This window comes from Streptomyces sp. NPDC001903, assembly GCF_042891345.1.
GTDB lineage: Bacteria > Actinomycetota > Actinomycetes > Streptomycetales > Streptomycetaceae > Streptomyces.
Window position 1 is genome coordinate 32,433 of sequence record NZ_JBIASZ010000010.1, and the last position, 18,379, is coordinate 50,811.

The following is an 18,379-nucleotide window of genomic DNA, read 5'->3' on the forward strand; positions in this document are numbered from 1 at the left end:
GGCCCGCCGGGCGCCGGGCGGGCGGCTACAGCGGGGCCTGTTGCAGGGGGACGGGTCGCGGTGCGGCCGCCGGAGGGTCCAGGCGGACGGGGGGCGGCGGGGCCACCGGCATGGTCAGCCCCGTGATCCCGCAGGGGGTGTCGGGGGTCGCGTACGGGAGGTGCAGGCGGCCCTGCGGGCTCCACAGCCCGGTCCCGAGCCAGCCCTCGGGCGCAGCCAGCCGGAACACGTGCCGGTCGGCGGGGCGCCACAGGCCGATCCTCCCCCGGCCACCGCCGGGGGTGCCCCCGCCGTCCTCCAGCCGCAGCGCGACCGCGCAGCTCTCCGGCATCAGGGCCTGACCCGGCTGCACCGCGAACGGGGTCCCCGCCTCCCCGCGCAGGCACTCCGGGAAGCGCACCGGGAGCGAGCTGCCCAGCACCCCCCACCCCAGGCGCGGTTCGCCCGGGGCGTCCGAGCGGATCAGCAGCAGTCCGCTGTCGGGGTCGGCCAGCAGCAGCCGGTCGTCGCTGCCCTCCGCGATCTGGAGCAGCGGGGAGACCTCGCCGCCGCGGCCCAGGTCCACCGCGACGGCCTTGGTGGTGCCGTCCAGCTCGCGGTCCAGGGCCAGCATCCGGCCGGCCCGGTCCAGCCACACGCCGCCGGAGCACCGGCCCGGGATCCGGGCGACCTGTCCGAAGGGGCCTCCGGCCACCTGCCAGACCGTGGTCCCGGCGGCCGAAGAGGCCAGGGCGAAGGCGCCGCACCCATCCGGGGAGGGGGGCAGCAGGCGGACCCGCACCGCCTCGTCCCCGGGCTCCACCGAACCCAGCGGGAGCTCCCCGGTCCGCGGCCCGTCCGCGGCGCCGCCCGTCGGGTACAGCAGCGCGAAGGCGTGCCTCCGGGCGACCCGCCGGTGGATCAGCACCCGGCCGTCGGCCAGCGCCAGCACCTCGCTGTCGGCCTCCTCGGGCTGCGCGAGCGGCAGCGGCACCGCGTACGGCTCGGGCCCGGTCAGGGTCCAGCGCTCCGGATACCGCGCCTCTCCGTCCCCGGCCAGCCGGGCCGCGTACGACCCGTCCGCGGCGATGGTGAACGGGGCCGTCGTCGTGATCTCGATGGCACAGACAGTCATCCGTGCGTCACCTCCGGGGAGGAAGCTAGTTTTCGCACTTCGGGCCGAACAACACCACCATCCCCGCTTCACACATACGGGTGGCCGTCGGGCGGTTCGAGCCTGCCGGCGGGGGCGATTGTGCTGTGCGACAGCGGGGCGTGCTCGCCCTCACCGCTTGCGGCGGCCGGGACGCGAAGGCCGGCAAGACGGCGCGGACGGCAGGGGCGGCGCCTCGGACAACGTTGTCTCCCTCGGCCCCCAGCCCGTCGGCCACGCCCCACCGAGGGCGACGACGGCATCCCGGGCCACCTGAAGAAGGAAGCCGGCGAGCCCAAGCCCGTCGGCACCGTCAACCACCTCGACCTCGAGGCGATCAACGCCCTCAAGCCCGACCTGATCCCCGGCAGCCGGCTGCGCTCCGCGGACAAGTACGACGCGCTCTCGAAGATCGCCCCGACCGCGTTCTCCATCCGCCCGGGACCCCGTACCACCCCGGCACCCGGTGGGGCCGCCGCCCCGCGGGGACGGACCCGCTCCCGTGCGGACGGTAGCCTTGGCCTGTGCCCCGTCTCTCCGAAGTCATCGCCGCGCTGGACGCCCTCTGGCCCCCCTCGCGGGCCGAGCAGTGGGACGCCGTCGGAACCGTCTGCGGCGATCCCGACGCCGAGGTCTCCCGCGTCCTGTTCGCCGTCGACCCCGTACAGGACATCGTCGACGAGGCGGTGAAGCTGGGCGCCGACCTGGTCGTCACCCACCACCCCCTCTACCTCCGGGGCACCACCACCGTCGAGGCCGGCACCTTCAAGGGCCGCGTCGTGCACACGCTGATCAAGAACGACATCGCGCTGCACGTCGCCCACACCAACGCAGACACCGCCGACCCCGGCGTCTCCGACGCCCTCGCCGGCGCCCTCGACCTGCGCATCACCGGTCCGCTGGTCCCCGATCCCACCGACTCCGAGGGCCGCCGGGGCCTCGGCCGGATCTGCGAGCTGGACCACCCCGAGACCCTTCGCGCCTTCGCCGCCCGCGCCGCCGCACGGCTGCCGCGGACCGCCCAGGGCATCCGCGTCGCCGGCGACCCCGAACTGCTCGTCCGTACCGTCGCCGTCAGCGGCGGCTCCGGGGACAGCCTCTTCGACCAGGTCAGGGCCGCCGGCGTGGACGTGTTCCTCACCGCCGACCTGCGCCACCACCCGGTGTCCGAGGCCCGCGAGCGCAGCCCGCTCGCCCTCGTCGACGCCGCGCACTGGGCCACCGAGTGGCCCTGGTGCGAGCAGGCGGCCGCGCAGCTCGACGCCGTCTCCGAGCGCCACGGCTGGGGTCTGCGCACCCACGTCTCGCGCACGGTCACCGACCCGTGGACGGCGCACGCGCCGTCCGACGTTCCTTCACCTCCCTCTTCTATCTCAGGAGCCCCCAACTGAACGCCGAGCCCGCCGACCAGATCCGACTTCTCGACGTCCAGGCCCTGGACGTGCGGCTGTCTCAGCTCGCCCACAAGCGCAAGTCGCTGCCGGAGCACACCGAGGTCGAGTCCCTGACCAAGGACCTGACGCAGCAGCGCGACCTGCTCGTCGCGGCCCAGACGCAGGCGAGCGACGCCGCCCGCGAGCAGACCAAGGCGGAGCAGGACGTCGACCAGGTGCGCCAGCGCGCGGCCCGCGACCAGCAGCGGCTCGACTCCGGCGCGGGCATCTCCGCCCGTGACCTGGCGAACCTGCAGAGCGAGGTCGTCTCCCTCGCCAAGCGCCAGGCCGACCTGGAGGACGTGGTCCTGGAGGTCATGGAGCGCCTGGAGGGTGCCCAGGAGCGGGTCACCGAGCTGACCGAGCGGGTCTCCGCCCTCGAAGCCAAGCTGACGGACGCCACCGCCCGCCGCGACACGGCCACCGCCGAACTCGACGCCGAGGCCGCGAAGGTCACCAAGGACCGCGAGGTCATCGTCGCCTCGATGCCGGCCGACCTGATGGCCCTGTACGAGAAGATCCGCGTCAAGCAGGGCGGCGTCGGCGCCGCCCGCCTGTACCAGCGCCGCTGCGAGGGCTGCCGCCTGGAGCTCGACATGGCCGAGGTGAACGAGATCAAGGCCGCGGCCCGCGACCAGGTCGTGCGCCACGAGAACTGCGGCCGCATCCTGGTCCGTACGGCCGACTCGGGCATCTGATGCAGAGGCTCGTCGTGGAGGCGGACGGCGGCTCCCGGGGCAACCCGGGGCCCGCCGGCTACGGCGCGGTCGTCCTCGACCCGGCGACGGGCGAGACGCTGGCCGAGCGTGCGGAGTACATCGGCGTCGCGACGAACAACGTGGCCGAGTACAAGGGCCTGATCGCCGGCCTGAAGGCCGCCCGCGAGCTCTTCCCGGACGCCGTGGTGCAGGTCCGCATGGACTCCAAGCTGGTCGTCGAGCAGATGTCGGGCCGCTGGAAGATCAAGCACCCGGACATGAAGCCCCTCGCGGCCGAGGCGGCGAAGATCCTGCCGCGCGCGCAGGTCGCGTACGAGTGGATCCCGCGCGAGCGGAACAAGCACGCGGACCGGCTCGCCAACGAGGCGATGGACGCGGGCAAGCTCGGCAAGCAGTGGGAGCCGTCGGCCTCTTCGGCGGCCCTGGACTCCTCGGCGGCCCGCGCCCTGGCGACCCCGCCCGCCGGCCCTCCGGGGGATGCCGCGAAGGGGGCCGCGGCCGTACGGGCCGCGCTCGCCACCGCTTCCGCCACGTCGGCCACCGCACCGGCACGCGAGGAGGCAGGGGCCGACACCCTGTTCGCGGAGCACGGCGCCAGTGCCTCGGCACGCATCCCCGCGCCCGCACCGGGCCCGGCCCAGGCCCCGTCCGCAACGCCCGGCTGGGGTCCCGACATGGGGACCCCGGCGACCTTCGTCCTGCTGCGCCACGGGGAGACGGCCCTCACCCCGCAGAAGCGCTTCTCCGGCAGCGGCGGCACCGACCCGGAGCTGTCCGAGGCCGGCCGCCGCCAGGCAGCGGCGGTGGCCGAGGCCCTGGCCGCGCGCGGGACCATCCAGACGATCGTCTGCTCCCCGCTGCGCCGCTGCCGGGAGACCGCGCAGGCCGTCGCGGACCGCCTCGGCCTCACGGTCACCGTCGAGGAGGGCCTGCGCGAGGTGGACTTCGGCGCCTGGGAGGGGCTGACCTTCGGCGAGGTGCGCGAGCGCTTCCCGGACGACCTGCAGGCCTGGCTGGACTCCCCGAAGGCGGCCCCGACGGGCGGCGGTGAGAGCTTCACGGCCGCCACCCGCCGCATCTCGGCGACCCGGGACCGGCTGCTCGCCGCGCACGCGGGCCGCACGGTGCTGCTGGTCACGCACGTGACCCCGGTGAAGATCCTGGTCCGGCTCGCCCTGGGCGCCCCGCCTGAGGCGCTGTTCAAGATGGAGCTCTCCGCGGCCTCCCTCTCGGCGGTGGCCTACTACGCCGACGGCAACGCCTCGGTGCGCCTGCTGAACGACACCTCGCACCTGCGGTAGCCGCCGGTCGAGCACGTACGGCGAAGACGCCGAAGGGCCCGCCCCCTCAAGGGGGCGGGCCCTTCGGCTTCGTCGAGTGCAGAACAACCGGAGCTGTACGCCGGGTTCTGTCGCCCGGTGACCTCGCGGTCGCCGGGGAGACGGCCATCCATCTAGGACCGGCGTTGCCGCCGGCCTCCTGCGGTCTACCCGCGAACTCGGGCGGGCAGCCCTCGAACGTTCGCGCAGGGCCGTCCGAAAACGACCCCTCTTGACCTTGCTCCGGGTGGGGTTTACCTAGCCGCCTGGGTCACCCCAGGCGCTGGTGGTCTCTTACACCACCGTTTCACCCTTACCGAGGCCGAAGCCCCGGCGGTCTGTTTTCTGTGGCACTGTCCCGCGGGTCACCCCGGGTGGCCGTTAGCCACCACCCTGCCCTGTGGAGCCCGGACGTTCCTCGGCGGGATCCGGGGATCCCGACGCGGCCGCCCGCTCCGGTTGTTCTGCGAGTGACCATGCTACCCGCGCCCGGCGCCGCGCTTGACCTTGACGCAGCGGCAGGGTTTCTACTGGAGGGCATGCGGATCGGAGAGATCGCCGCGCTTGTCGGGGTCACGACCCGGGCGATCCGGCACTACCACCACGTCGGGCTGCTCCCGGAGCCGCAGCGGCGGCCCAACGGATACCGCGCGTACAGCGTGCGCGACGCCGTCCTGCTGGCGCGGGTGCGCCGGCTCACCGAGCTCGGGCTGAGCCTCGACGAGGTGCGGGACGTCCTCGCGGACGACGCGGGGCGCGAGCTGGCCGACGTACTCGAGGAGCTCGACGCCGACCTGGCCCGGCAGGAGGCCGCGATCCGGGAGCGCCGGCAGCGGCTCGCCGCGCTGCGCGCTTCGCCGCCCGGGGAGGACGGGCCGCTCTCGCCCGCCCTCGCCGCGCTGCTGGCGAAGGCTCCGGAGACGGACTCGCCGAGCGCCGCACTGGACCGCGAGCACCTGACGCTGCTCGACTCGGTGGGCGTGGGCGGCGCCGAACTGTACGCGGCGCTCGGCCCGGTGGCCGCCGACCCGGCGGTCCTCGCCCTGTACGAGCGGCTCGACGAGCTCGCCGACGCCGCCGTCGACGACCCGCGGATCCCCCCGCTCGCCGCCGCGATGGTGGCGGCCGTACCCGACGGGATCTTCGACGCGGTCCCGGCCGGCGGCGGGGTGGCCGGCGAGGGGTTCAAGGAGGCGCTGCTCGCGGAGTTCACCCCGGCGCAGGCGGAGGTCGTCCGCCGGGTCATGGAGGCGTTCGTGGAGAGGGGCAGGGGATGAGCGACGTCCGGGCGGTGCGGAAGGCGGTGCGGAAGGCGGTGCGGAAGGCGGTGCGGAAGACGACGCGGAGGACGGTGCGCGAGGCGGTGCGGGCCGTCGTGCCCGTGCCCGTACGGAGGCTGCTGCTGCACGAGCTGCGCGCGGGCGCCTCGCTGGGGCGGTGGGTGCTGCGCCGGCCCCCGCACGGGGTGGGCGCGGGCGAGCTCGCCGCCGGGTACACCGGACCGCAGACGGCCATGATGTACGGGCTGGTGTTCGTGGCGCTGGTCGAGACCGTCGCGCTGTCCCTCCTGATCCCCTGGCCGGCCGTCCACCGGGTGGTGCTCGTCCTCGACGTGTACGGGGTGCTGCTGATGCTCGCGATGCACGCGGCCTGCGTGACCCGGCCGCACGTGGTCCGCCGGGACGGCTCCCTGCGGATCCGGTACGGAGCCCTGTTCGACCTCACCGTCCCGCCCGAGGCGGTGGCCTCGGTCCGGGTGGACCGGCGCTATCCGGAGGGCCGGCTCGTCGCGCTCTCCGGGGACGGGGTGCTCGACCTGATCGTCGGCAGCCAGACCACGGTGACCCTGGAGCTGACCCGGCCGCTCGCCTTCACCCGGCCCCTCGGCGCCCGGGCCGAGGCCCGCACCATCCGCTTCCACGCCGACGACCCGCGCACGCTGGTGGCCGCACTGCGGCAACCCGCACCCCCGTGACGGGCTGCCGCACTGCGTCGGGACTCTCCGGGGGGATGAGGAGTCGTGCGCCGAGCGTGGCAAGGAACGGGCGGCCGTGTCTTGTCAAAAACGGCACGCACAGGTGATTCCCGGCCATGTTCACGGCTCCTGTCCGGGTTCGGCCGGGAGGTGTCCCACGCCCTCGTCGGGGAGCAGCAGGCTGGTGATGCGGCCCGGTACCCGGTCCAGGGCGGAGCCCGGCGGCAGCCCGCCGCGCAGGGCCGCGAACCGGGAGGGCGGCAGCCCGGTCAGGGCCTTCACGTCCCGCCCGAAGTGGGCCTGGTCGTGGTAGCCGCACGCCGCCGCGACCTGGGCCGGGGCCGTCCCGGCCGCCAGCATCCGCAGGGCGTGCTGGAGCCGGAACACCCGGGCGACGCCCTTGGGGGACAGGCCGACCTGTTCGCGGAAGCGGGCGCGCAGCGTACGGGCGCTCCAGCCGGTCCCGGCCGCGGCCAGGGCCAGCGAGCCGCTGTCGGCCCACAACAGGGACAGGGCTCCGCGGACCTCGGGGGCGGCGGCCGGACCGCGCTCCAGGCGGGCGGTGAACACCGCGTCGAGCAGGTCGAAGCGCGCGGACCAGGAGCCGAGTGCCCGGAGCCGCTCGGCCAGGTACCGGCCGCCGGGGCCGAGCACCTCGGCCGGGTCCACGCGGGCCTCCCCGAAGTGCGCCACGGGGACGCCGAAGAGCCGGTAGGCGCCGAGCGGGCTCATGTTGACCTCCAGCCCGTGGACGGCGCCCGCGTGCACCCCGACCGCCCAGCCGGTGCGCGGGCCGCTGACCAGCGCCCCGGCGGCGGGCCGCAGCGGGGCGGACGGCTGCTCCCCGCCCCGGGAGACCCACAGGCCCTCGTCGAAGGGGAAGACGAGCGTCACGTACCCGGTGGGGAGCTCCAGCCTGCGCCGGGGAGCGGTGAACTCCGTACGGAAGCCGGTGTAGTTGACGATGTGCGGGCGCAGTGCGGCGGCGGGTCGGCGGCGGTGCGCGTCCGGAGGCCGGACCGGCGCCGCGGTTGCCGGAGCTGCCGGTGCGGCCGGCCGTACGGACATGTCGACGGACCCCATCGCCGGCCTCCCCCGCCTGCTGCGCAGATGATGACAGGCGGCGGTCGCCCGGGCCATAGCCGGCCCGGCCGCGTCTTTTGGATCATGCAGGGGGCATCCGCTCACGCGGGCGCGAACAGCACCTTCGCGCGGCCCGGGTCGGCCTCGGTCAGGCGGACCCGGATGCGCTCGCCGAGCGGCAGCCGCGCGGACGGCGACTCGACCCGGCCGACCACCGCGGGCTCCTCCAGGTGGACGGTGCCCACCAGCGGCTCGTGCTCCTTGACGTCGATCACGGTCGCCTCGAAGGTCTGCCCGACGTGGTCCTTCAGCAGGGCCGCCTCGACGAGGTCCACGCACTCCCGCTCGGCCGTGTTGGCCAGCCTGTTCCCGTCCGCCATCCGCTGCGGGAGCGCGTCCAGCGCCTCCAGCGCCCACGCCGGGGGCTCGGCCCCGGCCACCGCCGCCACGCACAGCTCGCCGGCGTACCGGTCGACGAGCCGGCGCAGCGGGGCGGTGCAGTGCGCGTACGGGGCCGCCACCGCGGCGTGCAGGAGGGGGTCCGGGGCCCGGCCGCCGGTGAACACCGTGTAGCCCGCGCCGCGCAGCAGGGCCGTGCACTCCTGGAGGAACGCGGCGTGGGCGGGGAGGTGCGGGTCGAGGGTGCGGACGAGTTCGGCGTACGGCATGTGGTGCGGCCAGTCGATCCGCAGGGCGGCGGCGGCCCTCCGGAGCCGGCCGACGGCCCCGTCGGGGGCGCTGGGGAGGGTGCGCAGGATGCCGGTGCCGGCGCCGAGCATCAGCTCGGCGGCGGCCATGCCGGCCATCAGGGAGATCTGGGCGTTCCAGCCGTCGGCGGGGAGCGGGGCCCGGTAGGCGAGGGTGTACGAGCCGTGCTCCGCGACGATCTCCTGCTCCGGCACGTTCAGGGAGACCCCGCCGCGCTCCTGCTCCAGGGTCTCGCGGAGCCGGCCGACGTCCCGGAGCAGGGCGAGGGGTTCTTCGGCGGTGCCGGAGTCGATGGCCAGCTGGGCGCCGTCGTAGTCGAGTCCGGCCCGGCTGCGGACCAGGGCGCGGCGGACCTCGGTGGTCTCCACGCGGCCGGCGGAGTCCAGGTCGAAGCGCCACAGCAGCGCCGGGCAGGTCTGGCCGGGCAGCAGGCTGGCCGCGCCCTCGGAGAGGACGGACGGATGGAGGGGAACCCTTCCGTCGGGGAAGTAGAGGGTGGTGACCCGGCGGTGGGCCTCGGCGTCGAGGGCGCCGCCGGGGGTGACGAAGGCGGCGACGTCGGCGATGGCGTAGTGGACGCGGTACCCGCCGCCGTCGCCGCTCGGGCGCCTCGCCAGGTGCATGGCCTGGTCCAGGTCGCGGGAGGCGGGCGGGTCGATCGTGAACAGCGGGAGGTCGGTCGCGTCGACGCCGGGGAGCCGCGGGGCGCGGGCCGCCCGCTCGGCCTCGGCGAGCACCGGAGCCGGGAACTCCCCGGGCACGCCCAGCTCCGTCCTCAGGTCACGCAGCGCGGCCCGCAGGGCAGCCCCGTCTGCGCCGGTCATGTGCATATGGCGGCGTGGCATGGGTCGAGCGTATGACCGGTGGCGCCGTGGGGCGCGGCGAGAGCCTTACCCTGGCTCGGGGGCCGCACCCCCTGCGCCGTGTCGTACCGAAGGAGAACCACCGTGCTCGTGCTGCTGCCGCCGTCCGAGGGAAAGGCCGTCGGCGGTTCCGGCGCGCCCCTGGAGCCGCAGGCGCTGTCGCTGCCGGGACTGGCCGAGGCGCGGGCGGCCGTGCTGGAGGAACTCGTCGAGCTGTGCGCGGGTGACGAACTGAAGGCCCGCGAGGTGCTCGGCCTGAGCGAGGGGCTGCGCGGCGAGGTGGCGAAGAACGCCGCCCTGCGCTCCGCGCCGGCCCGGCCGGCGGGGGAGATCTACACCGGTGTCCTGTACGACGCGCTGGGCCTGGCGGACCTGCCGGCGGCGGCGCGGACGCGGGCGGAGCGGTCGCTGATGGTGTTCTCGGGCCTGTGGGGCGCGGTCCGGGTGACCGACCGGATCCCCTCGTACCGCTGCTCGATGGGTGTGAAGCTGCCGGGGCTGGGCGCGCTCGGGGCGTACTGGCGGGAGCCGATGGCCGCGGTGATGCCGGCCGCGGCGGGGGAGGGGCTGGTGTTGGACCTGCGGTCCTCGGCCTACGCGTCGGCGTGGAAGCCCAAGGGCGAGGTGGCGGGGCGCACGGCGACGGTGCGGGTGCTGCACTCGCAGGTCGTGGACGGGGTGGAGAAGCGGTCGGTGGTGAGCCACTTCAACAAGGCGACGAAGGGCCGGCTGGTACGGGACCTGCTCGTCGCCGGGGCCGAGCCGGACGGCCCGGCGGAGCTGGTCGCCGCCCTGCGGGACCTCGGCTACACGGTCGAAGCCGAGGCCCCCGCGAAGCCGGCCAAGGCCTGGGCCCTCGACGTGGTGGTCACCCAGATCCACTGACGGACGGCCGGCCGGGGTCCGGGTCGGGCCCCGCCCGGCACCGCCTAGCGGCTCAGGGGCCAGGCTGCCGACGGGGTCCGGTCGGCCGCCACCGCGTAGGCGGCGCAGGCGTCCGTCAGGGTCTCGAGGAGGGTGAGCGGGTCCGGCAGGGGGTGTTCCATGCCGCGGATCCACGTCACCGCCAGGTCACCGGGGAGGGCGGCCGGGGGGACCAGGACGTAGCTGCCGCGGCAGTGCCAGCGCAGGCCCGGGTGCTCGTCCATCGTCTCGGGGTGGCAGTCCAGCTCGCACGGCCACCACTCGTCCTCGTCCTCGGGGGTGCCGCGCGTCGCCGTGAAGAAGAGCATCCGGGCCTGGTCGCCCGTACCGCCGGACTCCGCGACCGGGCCGACCTCCACGCCCGCCGCCAGCAGGCGGCTCAGCGCGCTCGCCCCGGCTTCGAGCGGGACGTCCAGTACGTCGTGGACCATGCCCGTCGCGGTGATGAAGTTCGCCTGCGGCTCGTTGCGTGCCCAGCGTTCGATCTGCGCGCGGTCGGTCGTCGACTGCGTCTGCCAGGCGAAGGAGAGGGGGTGGCGTGCGGGGGTGGGACAGCCGATCCGGTCGCACGAACATCGGTAGCCGGCGGGATGGGCGGCGGGGGCGAGCGGCAGGCCCGCGGCGGCCGCGGACAGCAGAAGGGCCTCGCGTGCGTGCTCGGGATCTTCGGGGGAGGGTTTGGGCCGCCGGCGCAGCCACTGGGAAATCCTGCTCTGCTCGCCGCGTTTGACGCGGCCGGACTCAGACCCCATCTATCCCCTCACCTCACCGTTTCCCCGGCAGACCCTCACATGGTCCCACCATCCTGCGGTCCGGGTGACCGCACTCCCTCACCGGGGGGTGGGGGACAGGTGCACGGGGAGCGCACAACAGCAGGCGGAATACCATCACATACCCGTGAAATTCGGCCAATTGTTCCTGGCCCGTCGCCGCCCCGTCAGCCCTCGGTGACCTTCGACACCCCACCGAGCACCCGGTCCACCAGCTCGTCCGCGAACGCGTGCGTCAGCGGCGCCGTACGCATCAGCCAGCGGTACGTCAGCGGCCCCACCAGCATCTCCACGATCAGGCGCAGGTCCACGTCCGGCGCGAGCGCGCCGGCCTCCCGGGCCGCCCGCAACCGCGTCTCGTACAGCGCGAGCTGCGGCTCCAGCAGCTGCTCGGTGAAGCGGGCGCTCAGCTCCGGGTCGGTCGCCCCGGCGGCCGTCAGGGCGCGCGCGGGGGCCTCGTACTTCTCGTCGTTGAACTGGTCCACCGTCGCCCGCAGCACCAGCTTGAGGTCCGCGGCGAGGTCGCCGGTGTCCGGGAAGCCCGTCCAGCCGGCCTCCGCCTCCGCGTCCCCGAAGAGCGTGAGCGAGGCGTCCAGCAGGACCACGGCCTTCGAGGGCCACCAGCGGTAGATCGTCTGCTTGCCGACGCCCGCGCGGGCGGCGATGGCCTCGATCGTCAGCTTGTTGTAGCCGACCTCGGCGAGCAGCGCGAGCGCCGCGTCGAGGATGGCCCGCCGGGAGCGGTCGTTGCGGCGGGCCGGGTCGGGGGCCTTCGCGTCAGGTGATCTGCTGCTCATTCGGACAAATTATCAACGCGAGACGTCTCGTCTTTGTGTCATTCCGTAAACCACCCAATCAGTTCACTGCGCGGTTTCCCTTGAGGAGAGACGATTCTCTCGACATCTCTCGTGAGCCGTGAGGAGCCTTCTTTGCGCAGAGTCGCCACACCCCGGCGCTACTTGATGTGCCCACCCGCACACTTCAAGGTCACGTACTCCATCAATCCGTGGATGGACCCCACGAAACCGGTGGACCTGCCCCTCGCACACGCCCAGTGGGAAGACCTCCGGGACCGCTACCGCTCGCTCGGCCACAGCGTCGAGACGCTCGTACCGGACCCCGAGCTGCCCGACATGGTCTTCGCCGCGAACGGCGCCCTCGTCGTCGACGGCCGGGTGCTCGGCGCCCGGTTCGCCTATCCGGAGCGCGCCGCCGAGGCGGAGATCCACCTCGACTGGTTCCGCTCCCACGGCTTCGAGCACGTCCACGAGCCGTCCCACGTCAACGAGGGCGAGGGCGATTTCGCCGTCACCGCCACCTACATCCTGGCCGGCCGGGGCTTCCGCTCCAGCCCGCTCTCGCACGACGAGGCCCAGGAGTTCTTCGGCCGCCCGGTCATCGGCCTCGACCTGGTGGACCCGCGGTACTACCACCTGGACACGGCGCTGTGCGTGCTCGACGGTGACGAGGTCATGTACTACCCGCCCGCGTTCTCGCCCGGCAGCCGGGCCGTGCTGGAGCGGCTCTTCCCGGACGCGCTCATCGCGGGCGACGAGGACGCGGCGGCCCTCGGCCTGAACGCGGTCTCGGACGGCCTGAACGTGCTGCTCCCGCAGGCGGCGACCGGTCTCTTCCAGCCCCTGCGGGAGCGGGGCTTCGAGCCGGTCCCGATGGACCTGGGCGAGCTGCTCAAGGGCGGCGGCAGCGTGAAGTGCTGCACCCAGGAGCTGCGGATGTAGCCCCCCGCCGCGCGGTCACGAGGTGGCCGGCGGCCACTCCTGGCCCCAGTCGGCGTCCCGCGCCGCCTTGTAGAGGTCACCGTGGCGCTTGGTCACGTTGACCCGGGTCAGCCCCTCGCTCAGCGGACCGCACAGGTCCAGCTGGACGAGCCCCTTCCGGATCTGCGGCCTGCGCGTGATCCGGGAGGGGGCCGGCTCCACCGGGAAGCGGGTCGCGGCCACGTAGCTGAACTTCTCGTCCTCGTACGGCAGGGACCCGCCCTTGACCTGCCGGTGCAGGGAGGAGCGGCTGACCCGCGCCGAGAAGTGGCACCAGTCCCGGCCGACCTCGATCGGACAGGTCCCGTCGTGCGGGCAGGGGGCGGCGACCTTCAGCCCCGCCGCGATCAGCTGGTCGCGGGCCTCGCGGATGCGCAGGTACCCCTCGGGCGTGCCCGGCTCGATCAGCGCCACGGCCTGTCCGGCGCGGGCCGCCTCGGCGACCACGGCCCGGCGGGCCTCCGGCGTCAGCTCGCCGAGTACGTACGAGACCGTCACGAGGTCCGCCTCGGGGAGCGCCAGTCCGGATCCGATGACGGCCCGGCGCCACTCGGCCGCGCGCAGCGCCTGCGAACCGGAGGACGCCGCGAGCTCCTTGCCGAGGGCCAGCGCCGGCTCCGCCCAGTCCAGGACCACGGTGTCGCGCGGCCCGTCCCAGACGGCGTCCACCGCCCAGACCGCCGCGCCGGTGCCGCCGCCCACGTCCACATGGGATTCCGGGGACCAGCCGGGGGCGGCCTCGGCGAGGGCGTCCAGGGCGGACCGTACGGCCTCGAAGGTGGCGGGCATCCGGTACGCCGCGTACGCCGCCACGTCGGAGCGGTCGCGCAGGACGGGCGCGTCGGTCGGGGTCCGGCCGCGGTAGCTGGCGATGAGCCGGTCGACGGCGGCCGTGGCCTGCTTCGGCGGGAGCCCGTCGAGCAGTCCGCCCAGCGCGCTGCGCAGGGATTCGGCGGAGGTGGGCACGGAGGCGGAGGCGTTCACCAGCGAAGTTTACGGCGCCCGCGGGGCCCGGGACGCCGCCCCCCGGGGCGCCCCGGAAACCCGGCTCAGACGGCGGAGTCCCGGTTCTGCCAGGGCCGGCACATGGCGGTGAAGCAGGCCACCGCCAGCAGCGAGCACACCAGCTGGACCAGCGCCATCGGCACCGCGGTGTCCTCGCCCGCGATCCCGACCAGCGGCGAGGCGATCGCCCCGACCAGGAAGGAGGAGGTGCCCAGCAGGGCCGAGGCCGAGCCGGCCGCGTGCGGGGTGCGCATCAGGGCCAGCGCGTTGGTGTTGGGCAGGACCACGCCCATCGCGGACATCAGCACGAACAGCGCCGACGCGATCGGGACCAGCCCGACCTCCCCGAACACCCCGGTGGACATCAGCAGCAGCGCGACCGAGGCCGCCGTGATGACGGCGAGCCCGAAGCCCAGCACCTTGTCCAGCCGGACCCGGCCGACCAGCAGCTTGCCGTTGACCTGCCCGGCGGCGATCAGGCCGACGGAATTGAGGCCGAACAGCAGGCTGAAGGCCTGCGGCGAAGCCCCGTAGATCTCCTGCACCACGAACGGCGAGGCCGAGATGTACGAGAACAGCGTGGCGAAGGCGAAGCCGCCGGCCAGCGTGTACCCGGCGAAGACGCGGTCGGCCAGCAGCCCGCGCATGGTCCGCAGCGCGGAGCCCACGCCGCCGGTCTGCCGCTGCTCGGGGGCCAGGGTCTCGCCCAGGCTGCGCCAGACCACGAGGGTGAGCACGGCGCCGACGCCGGTGAGGACGACGAACACCCCGCGCCAGTCGGCGAAGCGCAGGATCTGACCGCCGATGAGCGGGGCGATGATCGGGGCCACGCCGGAGATCAGCATCAGCGTGGAGAAGAACCGGGCCATCTCGACCCCGTCGTACAGGTCGCGTACGACGGCCCGCGCGATGACGATCGCCGCCGACCCGGCCAGCCCCTGGAGCAGCCGGAAGCCGATCAGCAGCTCGGCGCTCGGCGCGAGGGCGCAGATCGCGGTGGCGAGGACGTAGACCACCATGCCGGTCAGCAGGGGCCTGCGGCGGCCCCACTTGTCGCTCATCGGGCCGATGACGAGCTGGCCCAGGGCCATGCCGGCGAGGCAGGCGGTGAGGGTGAGCTGGATGGTGGCGGCAGGGCTGTGCAGGGCGCCGGTGACCTGCGGCAGGGCCGGCAGGTACATGTCCATGGACAGCGGGGGGAGGGCGCTGAGTCCTCCGAGTATGAAGGTGACGAGCAGTCCGGTACGGCGGGCGGCCGTGAGCGGGGCGGAAGGGGCCCCCGCCGGTACGGCGACGGTCTGCGGTGCGGAAGCGGTCTGCGGTGCGGAGGGCGTTTCGGGCGGCGGCTCGTGCGAGGGGGCCGTCGCGGGGCCTCTCTCCGACATGCGGAACTCCAGTCTTTTCGTCGTCTTTTCACACCCCCGACCGCCCCATGCTCTCAGCTATCGGAACGTCCGTGGACCGATGCGACATGTGACGTACCCTGCGGCCCCATGAGCGCAAGTGGGAAGAAGATCGCCGTCGTGACCGGCGCGGGCTCCGGCATCGGCCGCTCCGTCGCCCTGGCCCTGGCCGCCGCCGGCTGGTCGTTGGCCGTGGCCGGCCGCCGGACCGAACCGCTGGAGGAGACGGCGAAGGCGGCCGGGGACGGCGCGGACGTGCTGTGCGTACGGGCGGACGTGAGCGATCCGGACGACGTGGCCGCGCTGTTCGCCGCGGTACGCGAGCGGTACGGGCGCCTCGACCTCCTCTTCAACAACGCCGGGACCTTCGGCCCGGGCGGGGTCCCGCTGGAGGACATCACGTACGAGGCCTGGCGCCAGGTGGTGGACGTCAACCTCACCGGGGCCTTCCTGTGCGCGCAGGCGGCCTTCCGGCAGATGAAGGCGCAGGACCCGCAGGGCGGCCGGATCGTCAACAACGGCTCGATCTCGGCGCACGTGCCGCGGCCGAACTCGATCGCCTACACCGCGACCAAGCACGCCATGACGGGCCTGACGAAGTCCCTCTCGCTGGACGGACGGCCGTACCGGATCGCCTGCGGGCAGATCGACATCGGCAACGCGGCCACCGAGATGACCGAGCGGATGCAGACCGGGATCCTCCAGGCGAACGGGCAGCTGGCCGTGGAGCCGGTGATGGACGCCGCGGACGTCGCGCGCACGGTGCTGCACATGGCGGAGCTGCCGCTGGAGGCGAACGTGCAGTTCGCGACGGTGATGGCGACGGCGATGCCGTACATCGGACGCGGCTGATCCCCGGCACCGGACGGGAATGCGGGCGCGGGGACCGGAGTTGGGGTGATCATGACTGAGGTGCTGCGTTACACCGCCTTCTCCGACGACCCGGCCGGCGGCAATCCCGCCGGGGTCGTCCTCGACGCCACCGGCCTGGACGAGGCCGCCATGCTCCGGATCGCCGCCGCGCTGGGCTACAGCGAGACGGCCTTCCTGACCGCGCCGCCCGAGGGCCTCGGCGGTGCGCGGGGCCGGGCCTTCACCGTGCGGTACTTCAGCCCCAAGACGGAGGTGCCCTTCTGCGGGCACGCCACCGTGGCCACCGCCGTGGCGCTGGCGGAGCGGATCGGGCCCGGCGAGCTGGTGTTCGCGACCCCGGCAGGCACGGTGCCCGTCTCGGTCACCGCGGCAGGCGGGGGCCTGCGGGCCGTGCTGACCAGCGTCGAGCCGTACGTCGAGGAGGTCGGCGCGGCCGACCTCGCCGAGGCGCTGGCCGCACTGGACTGGCCCGAGGCCGACCTGGACCCGGGCATCCCGCCCCGGATCGCCTACGCCGGAGCCCGCCACCTGGTGCTCGGCGCGGCCACCCGGGCCCGCCTCGCGGACCTCGCGTACGACTTCCCCCGGCTGGAGGCGCTGATGCGGCGCCTGGACCTGACCACGGTCCAGCTGGTCCACCGCAAGGGGCCGGCGCTGTTCGACGTACGGGACCCCTTCCCGGTCGGCGGTGTCGTCGAGGACCCCGCGACCGGGGCCGCCGCGGCCGCCTTCGGCGCGTACGCCCGCGAGCTCGGCCTGGTCCCGGCGGCCGCCGTCCTCACCCTCCACCAGGGCGAGGACATGGGCCGCCCCGGAGTCCTGACGGTGGAACTGCGCGCGGGCGATGCCCGGATCCGGGTCGGCGGCAGCGCGGTCCGCATCGCATGAGGGTGCGGACGTACGCGGAAGCCGAGCTGCCGCCGGAGGTCGCCGCGCAGGTGGCCGACCTGGAGACACGGGCCTGGCCCGGCGCCACCGCCGGGCACGACCCGGCGCTGGCTCCCCGGATCATGGTGCTCGTGGACGAGCACGGCACCGTGGCCGCCTCCCTCGCGCTGCTGTTCAAGCCGGTCCGGCACGCCGGGCGGACGTACCGGGCCGCGGGGCTCAGCGCCGTGGTGACCCGTGACACCGCGCGGGGGCGCGGGTACGGCGGGCGGCTGGTGGCGGCGGCCCGTACGGCCCTGGCCGCCGATCCGGCCGTGGACCTCGTCCTGTTCAGCTGCGACCGGCCGCTCGTCCCCTTCTACGAGGCGGCCGGCTTCACCCGGCTGCCCGGGACCGTACTGCTCGGCGGGACGCCCGGGCAGCCGCTGGCCACGGACGCGCCCGGGTTCGCCAAGGAGGTCCTGGCCGACTTTCCCGGAGCGGACACCGCGGCCGAGGACTTCGCGGGTGCGCGGATCGCCTTGTATCCGGGGCTCGTCGACCGCTTGTGGTGACCGGTCGTGGTGACCGGGACGTGCGGAAGGGGCCCGGATCGGGATGATCCGGGCCCCTTCCGCACGCCGTGCGCGGCGCGGTCCTACGAGCCGCTCTTGGTCTGCGCGGGCGCGGCCGGCGCCGGCGCGGGCGTCTTCGTACGGGCGAAGACCCCGAAGAACAGCAGCAGGGTCGGGACCAGGTAGGCCACCCACACGCCGACCTGGAGCCAGGTCGGGTCCGGCTGGAAGTTGAAGGTGCCCTTCAGCAGGGTCCCGTACCAGCTGTCCGGCGGGACGGCCGAGCTGACGTCGAAGGCCTTGTTCATCAGGCCCGGCAGGAACTCGGCCTCCTGGAGGTCGTGCACCCCGTACGCGAGCACGCCCGCGGCGACCACGACCAGCATGCCGCCGGTCCACGTGAAGAACCTGGACAGGTTGATCTTCAGCGCGCCGCGGTAGAACAGCCAGCCCAGCAGGATCGACGATCCGATGCCGAGCAGCACGCCCACCAGCGGACCCGCGCCGTCGCCGGCCGCGTGCACCGAACGCCACACGAACAGCGAGGTCTCCAGGCCCTCCCGGCCGACGGCCAGGAACGCCGTCGTCACCAGGGCGCCGGTGCCCATCGCGAGGGCCGCGTCGAGCTTGTCCTGCAGCTCGGCCTTCATGTGCCGCGCGGTGCGCTTCATCCAGAAGACCATCCACGTCACCAGACCCACCGAGACGATCGACAGGCTGCCGCCGATCGCCTCCTGCGCCTGGAACGTCAGCTCCGAGGTGCCGAATTCGAGCCCCGCGCCGAAGGCCAGGCTGAGCGCGGCCGCGAGGCCGACGCCGAGCCACAGCGGACCCAGCTTGTCCTTGTTCCCGGTCTTCACCAGGTACGCGATGAGGATGCAGACGACCAGGCTGGCCTCCAGCCCCTCGCGCAGGCCGATCAGATAGTTGCTGAACACGTTGTTCCTTTCGA

General features: G+C 74.3%; 18 protein-coding genes, 1 other RNA gene and 1 pseudogene. 11 read left to right on the top strand and 9 right to left on the bottom strand.

The genetic code is table 11. The features are described from left to right. Nucleotides 1–25: 25 nt before the first annotated feature. Nucleotides 26–1,114, bottom strand: coding sequence for a hypothetical protein (locus ACFYZS_RS22305; RefSeq protein ID WP_389015261.1), 1,089 nt, complete (start codon nucleotides 1,112–1,114; stop codon nucleotides 26–28). Between the two features lie 208 nt (nucleotides 1,115–1,322). On the opposite strand from ACFYZS_RS22305, the pseudogene ACFYZS_RS22310 reads away from it, so the two are divergent. From ACFYZS_RS22310 to ACFYZS_RS22325, 4 genes and pseudogenes are all read left to right on the top strand, one after another. Further along, nucleotides 1,323–1,576: pseudogene (locus ACFYZS_RS22310) on the top strand (iron-siderophore ABC transporter substrate-binding protein); the annotation flags it as partial. A gap of 80 nt (nucleotides 1,577–1,656) precedes the next feature. Beyond that, the gene (locus tag ACFYZS_RS22315) at nucleotides 1,657–2,523 is read left to right on the top strand and encodes a Nif3-like dinuclear metal center hexameric protein (RefSeq protein WP_389015264.1); all 867 of its coding nucleotides are present in this window, start codon (nucleotides 1,657–1,659) and stop codon (nucleotides 2,521–2,523) included. After that, nucleotides 2,520–3,263 carry a zinc ribbon domain-containing protein gene (locus ACFYZS_RS22320; RefSeq protein WP_389015838.1) on the top strand — a complete coding sequence of 248 codons (744 nt, stop codon included), beginning with the start codon at nucleotides 2,520–2,522 and terminating at the stop codon, nucleotides 3,261–3,263. Before ACFYZS_RS22315 ends, ACFYZS_RS22320 begins: the two co-directional genes overlap by 4 nt. Then, the gene (locus tag ACFYZS_RS22325) at nucleotides 3,263–4,585 is read left to right on the top strand and encodes a bifunctional RNase H/acid phosphatase (RefSeq protein WP_389015267.1); all 1,323 of its coding nucleotides are present in this window, start codon (nucleotides 3,263–3,265) and stop codon (nucleotides 4,583–4,585) included. The genes ACFYZS_RS22320 and ACFYZS_RS22325 overlap by 1 nt, the downstream gene beginning before the upstream one ends. Before the next feature lie 80 nt (nucleotides 4,586–4,665). Here ACFYZS_RS22325 and rnpB read toward each other — a convergent pair. Then, an RNA gene (gene rnpB / locus ACFYZS_RS22330) (RNase P RNA component class A) lies at nucleotides 4,666–5,065 on the bottom strand. Between the two features lie 77 nt (nucleotides 5,066–5,142). Between rnpB and ACFYZS_RS22335 the strand changes: the two genes are divergently transcribed. Next, nucleotides 5,143–5,880: a MerR family transcriptional regulator gene (locus ACFYZS_RS22335; protein ID WP_389015270.1), complete on the top strand. Its 738-nt coding sequence runs from the start codon at nucleotides 5,143–5,145 to the stop codon at nucleotides 5,878–5,880. Further along, complete coding sequence (locus tag ACFYZS_RS22340) at nucleotides 5,877–6,578, top strand: hypothetical protein (RefSeq protein WP_389015273.1); 702 nt, start codon at nucleotides 5,877–5,879, stop codon at nucleotides 6,576–6,578. The genes ACFYZS_RS22335 and ACFYZS_RS22340 overlap by 4 nt, the downstream gene beginning before the upstream one ends. Before the next feature lie 120 nt (nucleotides 6,579–6,698). Here the strand turns inward: ACFYZS_RS22340 and ACFYZS_RS22345 are convergent, their stop codons facing one another. Further along, the gene (locus ACFYZS_RS22345; RefSeq protein ID WP_389015276.1) at nucleotides 6,699–7,661 is read right to left on the bottom strand and encodes a helix-turn-helix domain-containing protein; all 963 of its coding nucleotides are present in this window, start codon (nucleotides 7,659–7,661) and stop codon (nucleotides 6,699–6,701) included. 101 nt (nucleotides 7,662–7,762) lie between these two features. Continuing rightward, nucleotides 7,763–9,214 (bottom strand): RNB domain-containing ribonuclease, encoded by a 1,452-nt coding sequence (locus tag ACFYZS_RS22350; RefSeq protein WP_389015279.1) that lies wholly within the window; start codon nucleotides 9,212–9,214, stop codon nucleotides 7,763–7,765. Nucleotides 9,215–9,316: 102 nt separating this feature from the next. On the opposite strand from ACFYZS_RS22350, the gene yaaA reads away from it, so the two are divergent. Beyond that, nucleotides 9,317–10,117: a peroxide stress protein YaaA gene (yaaA, locus tag ACFYZS_RS22355; RefSeq protein WP_389015282.1), complete on the top strand. Its 801-nt coding sequence runs from the start codon at nucleotides 9,317–9,319 to the stop codon at nucleotides 10,115–10,117. Nucleotides 10,118–10,161: 44 nt separating this feature from the next. Here the strand turns inward: yaaA and ACFYZS_RS22360 are convergent, their stop codons facing one another. Both ACFYZS_RS22360 and ACFYZS_RS22365 read right to left on the bottom strand, forming a co-directional pair. Beyond that, nucleotides 10,162–10,908 (bottom strand): bifunctional DNA primase/polymerase, encoded by a 747-nt coding sequence (locus tag ACFYZS_RS22360; RefSeq protein WP_389015285.1) that lies wholly within the window; start codon nucleotides 10,906–10,908, stop codon nucleotides 10,162–10,164. 185 nt (nucleotides 10,909–11,093) lie between these two features. Then, nucleotides 11,094–11,723, bottom strand: a complete 630-nt coding sequence (locus ACFYZS_RS22365; protein ID WP_389015288.1) for a TetR/AcrR family transcriptional regulator — start codon at nucleotides 11,721–11,723, stop codon at nucleotides 11,094–11,096. 111 nt (nucleotides 11,724–11,834) lie between these two features. On the opposite strand from ACFYZS_RS22365, the gene ddaH reads away from it, so the two are divergent. After that, on the top strand, nucleotides 11,835–12,665 hold the full coding sequence (ddaH, locus tag ACFYZS_RS22370; protein ID WP_389015290.1) for a dimethylargininase: 831 nt from the start codon (nucleotides 11,835–11,837) through the stop codon (nucleotides 12,663–12,665). 15 nt (nucleotides 12,666–12,680) lie between these two features. Here the strand turns inward: ddaH and ACFYZS_RS22375 are convergent, their stop codons facing one another. Both ACFYZS_RS22375 and ACFYZS_RS22380 read right to left on the bottom strand, forming a co-directional pair. Beyond that, nucleotides 12,681–13,688, bottom strand: a complete 1,008-nt coding sequence (locus tag ACFYZS_RS22375) for a small ribosomal subunit Rsm22 family protein (protein ID WP_389015293.1) — start codon at nucleotides 13,686–13,688, stop codon at nucleotides 12,681–12,683. A gap of 65 nt (nucleotides 13,689–13,753) precedes the next feature. Beyond that, entirely contained in the window at nucleotides 13,754–15,094 is a 1,341-nt protein-coding gene (locus ACFYZS_RS22380) for a Bcr/CflA family multidrug efflux MFS transporter (protein ID WP_389015296.1), read from the bottom strand. Nucleotides 15,095–15,202: 108 nt separating this feature from the next. Between ACFYZS_RS22380 and ACFYZS_RS22385 the strand changes: the two genes are divergently transcribed. The 3 genes from ACFYZS_RS22385 to ACFYZS_RS22395 are packed head-to-tail and all read left to right on the top strand — an operon-like array spanning nucleotide 15,203 to nucleotide 17,427. Next, nucleotides 15,203–15,964 (top strand): SDR family oxidoreductase, encoded by a 762-nt coding sequence (locus ACFYZS_RS22385; protein WP_389015299.1) that lies wholly within the window; start codon nucleotides 15,203–15,205, stop codon nucleotides 15,962–15,964. A 51-nt stretch (nucleotides 15,965–16,015) separates the two neighbouring features. Beyond that, nucleotides 16,016–16,873, top strand: coding sequence for a PhzF family phenazine biosynthesis protein (locus ACFYZS_RS22390; RefSeq protein WP_389015301.1), 858 nt, complete (start codon nucleotides 16,016–16,018; stop codon nucleotides 16,871–16,873). Next, nucleotides 16,870–17,427 (top strand): GNAT family N-acetyltransferase, encoded by a 558-nt coding sequence (locus ACFYZS_RS22395; RefSeq protein ID WP_389015304.1) that lies wholly within the window; start codon nucleotides 16,870–16,872, stop codon nucleotides 17,425–17,427. The genes ACFYZS_RS22390 and ACFYZS_RS22395 overlap by 4 nt, the downstream gene beginning before the upstream one ends. Before the next feature lie 83 nt (nucleotides 17,428–17,510). Here ACFYZS_RS22395 and efeU read toward each other — a convergent pair whose 3' ends face one another. After that, entirely contained in the window at nucleotides 17,511–18,365 is an 855-nt protein-coding gene (gene efeU / locus ACFYZS_RS22400; RefSeq protein WP_389015307.1) for an iron uptake transporter permease EfeU, read from the bottom strand. Nucleotides 18,366–18,379: the final 14 nt, after the last annotated feature.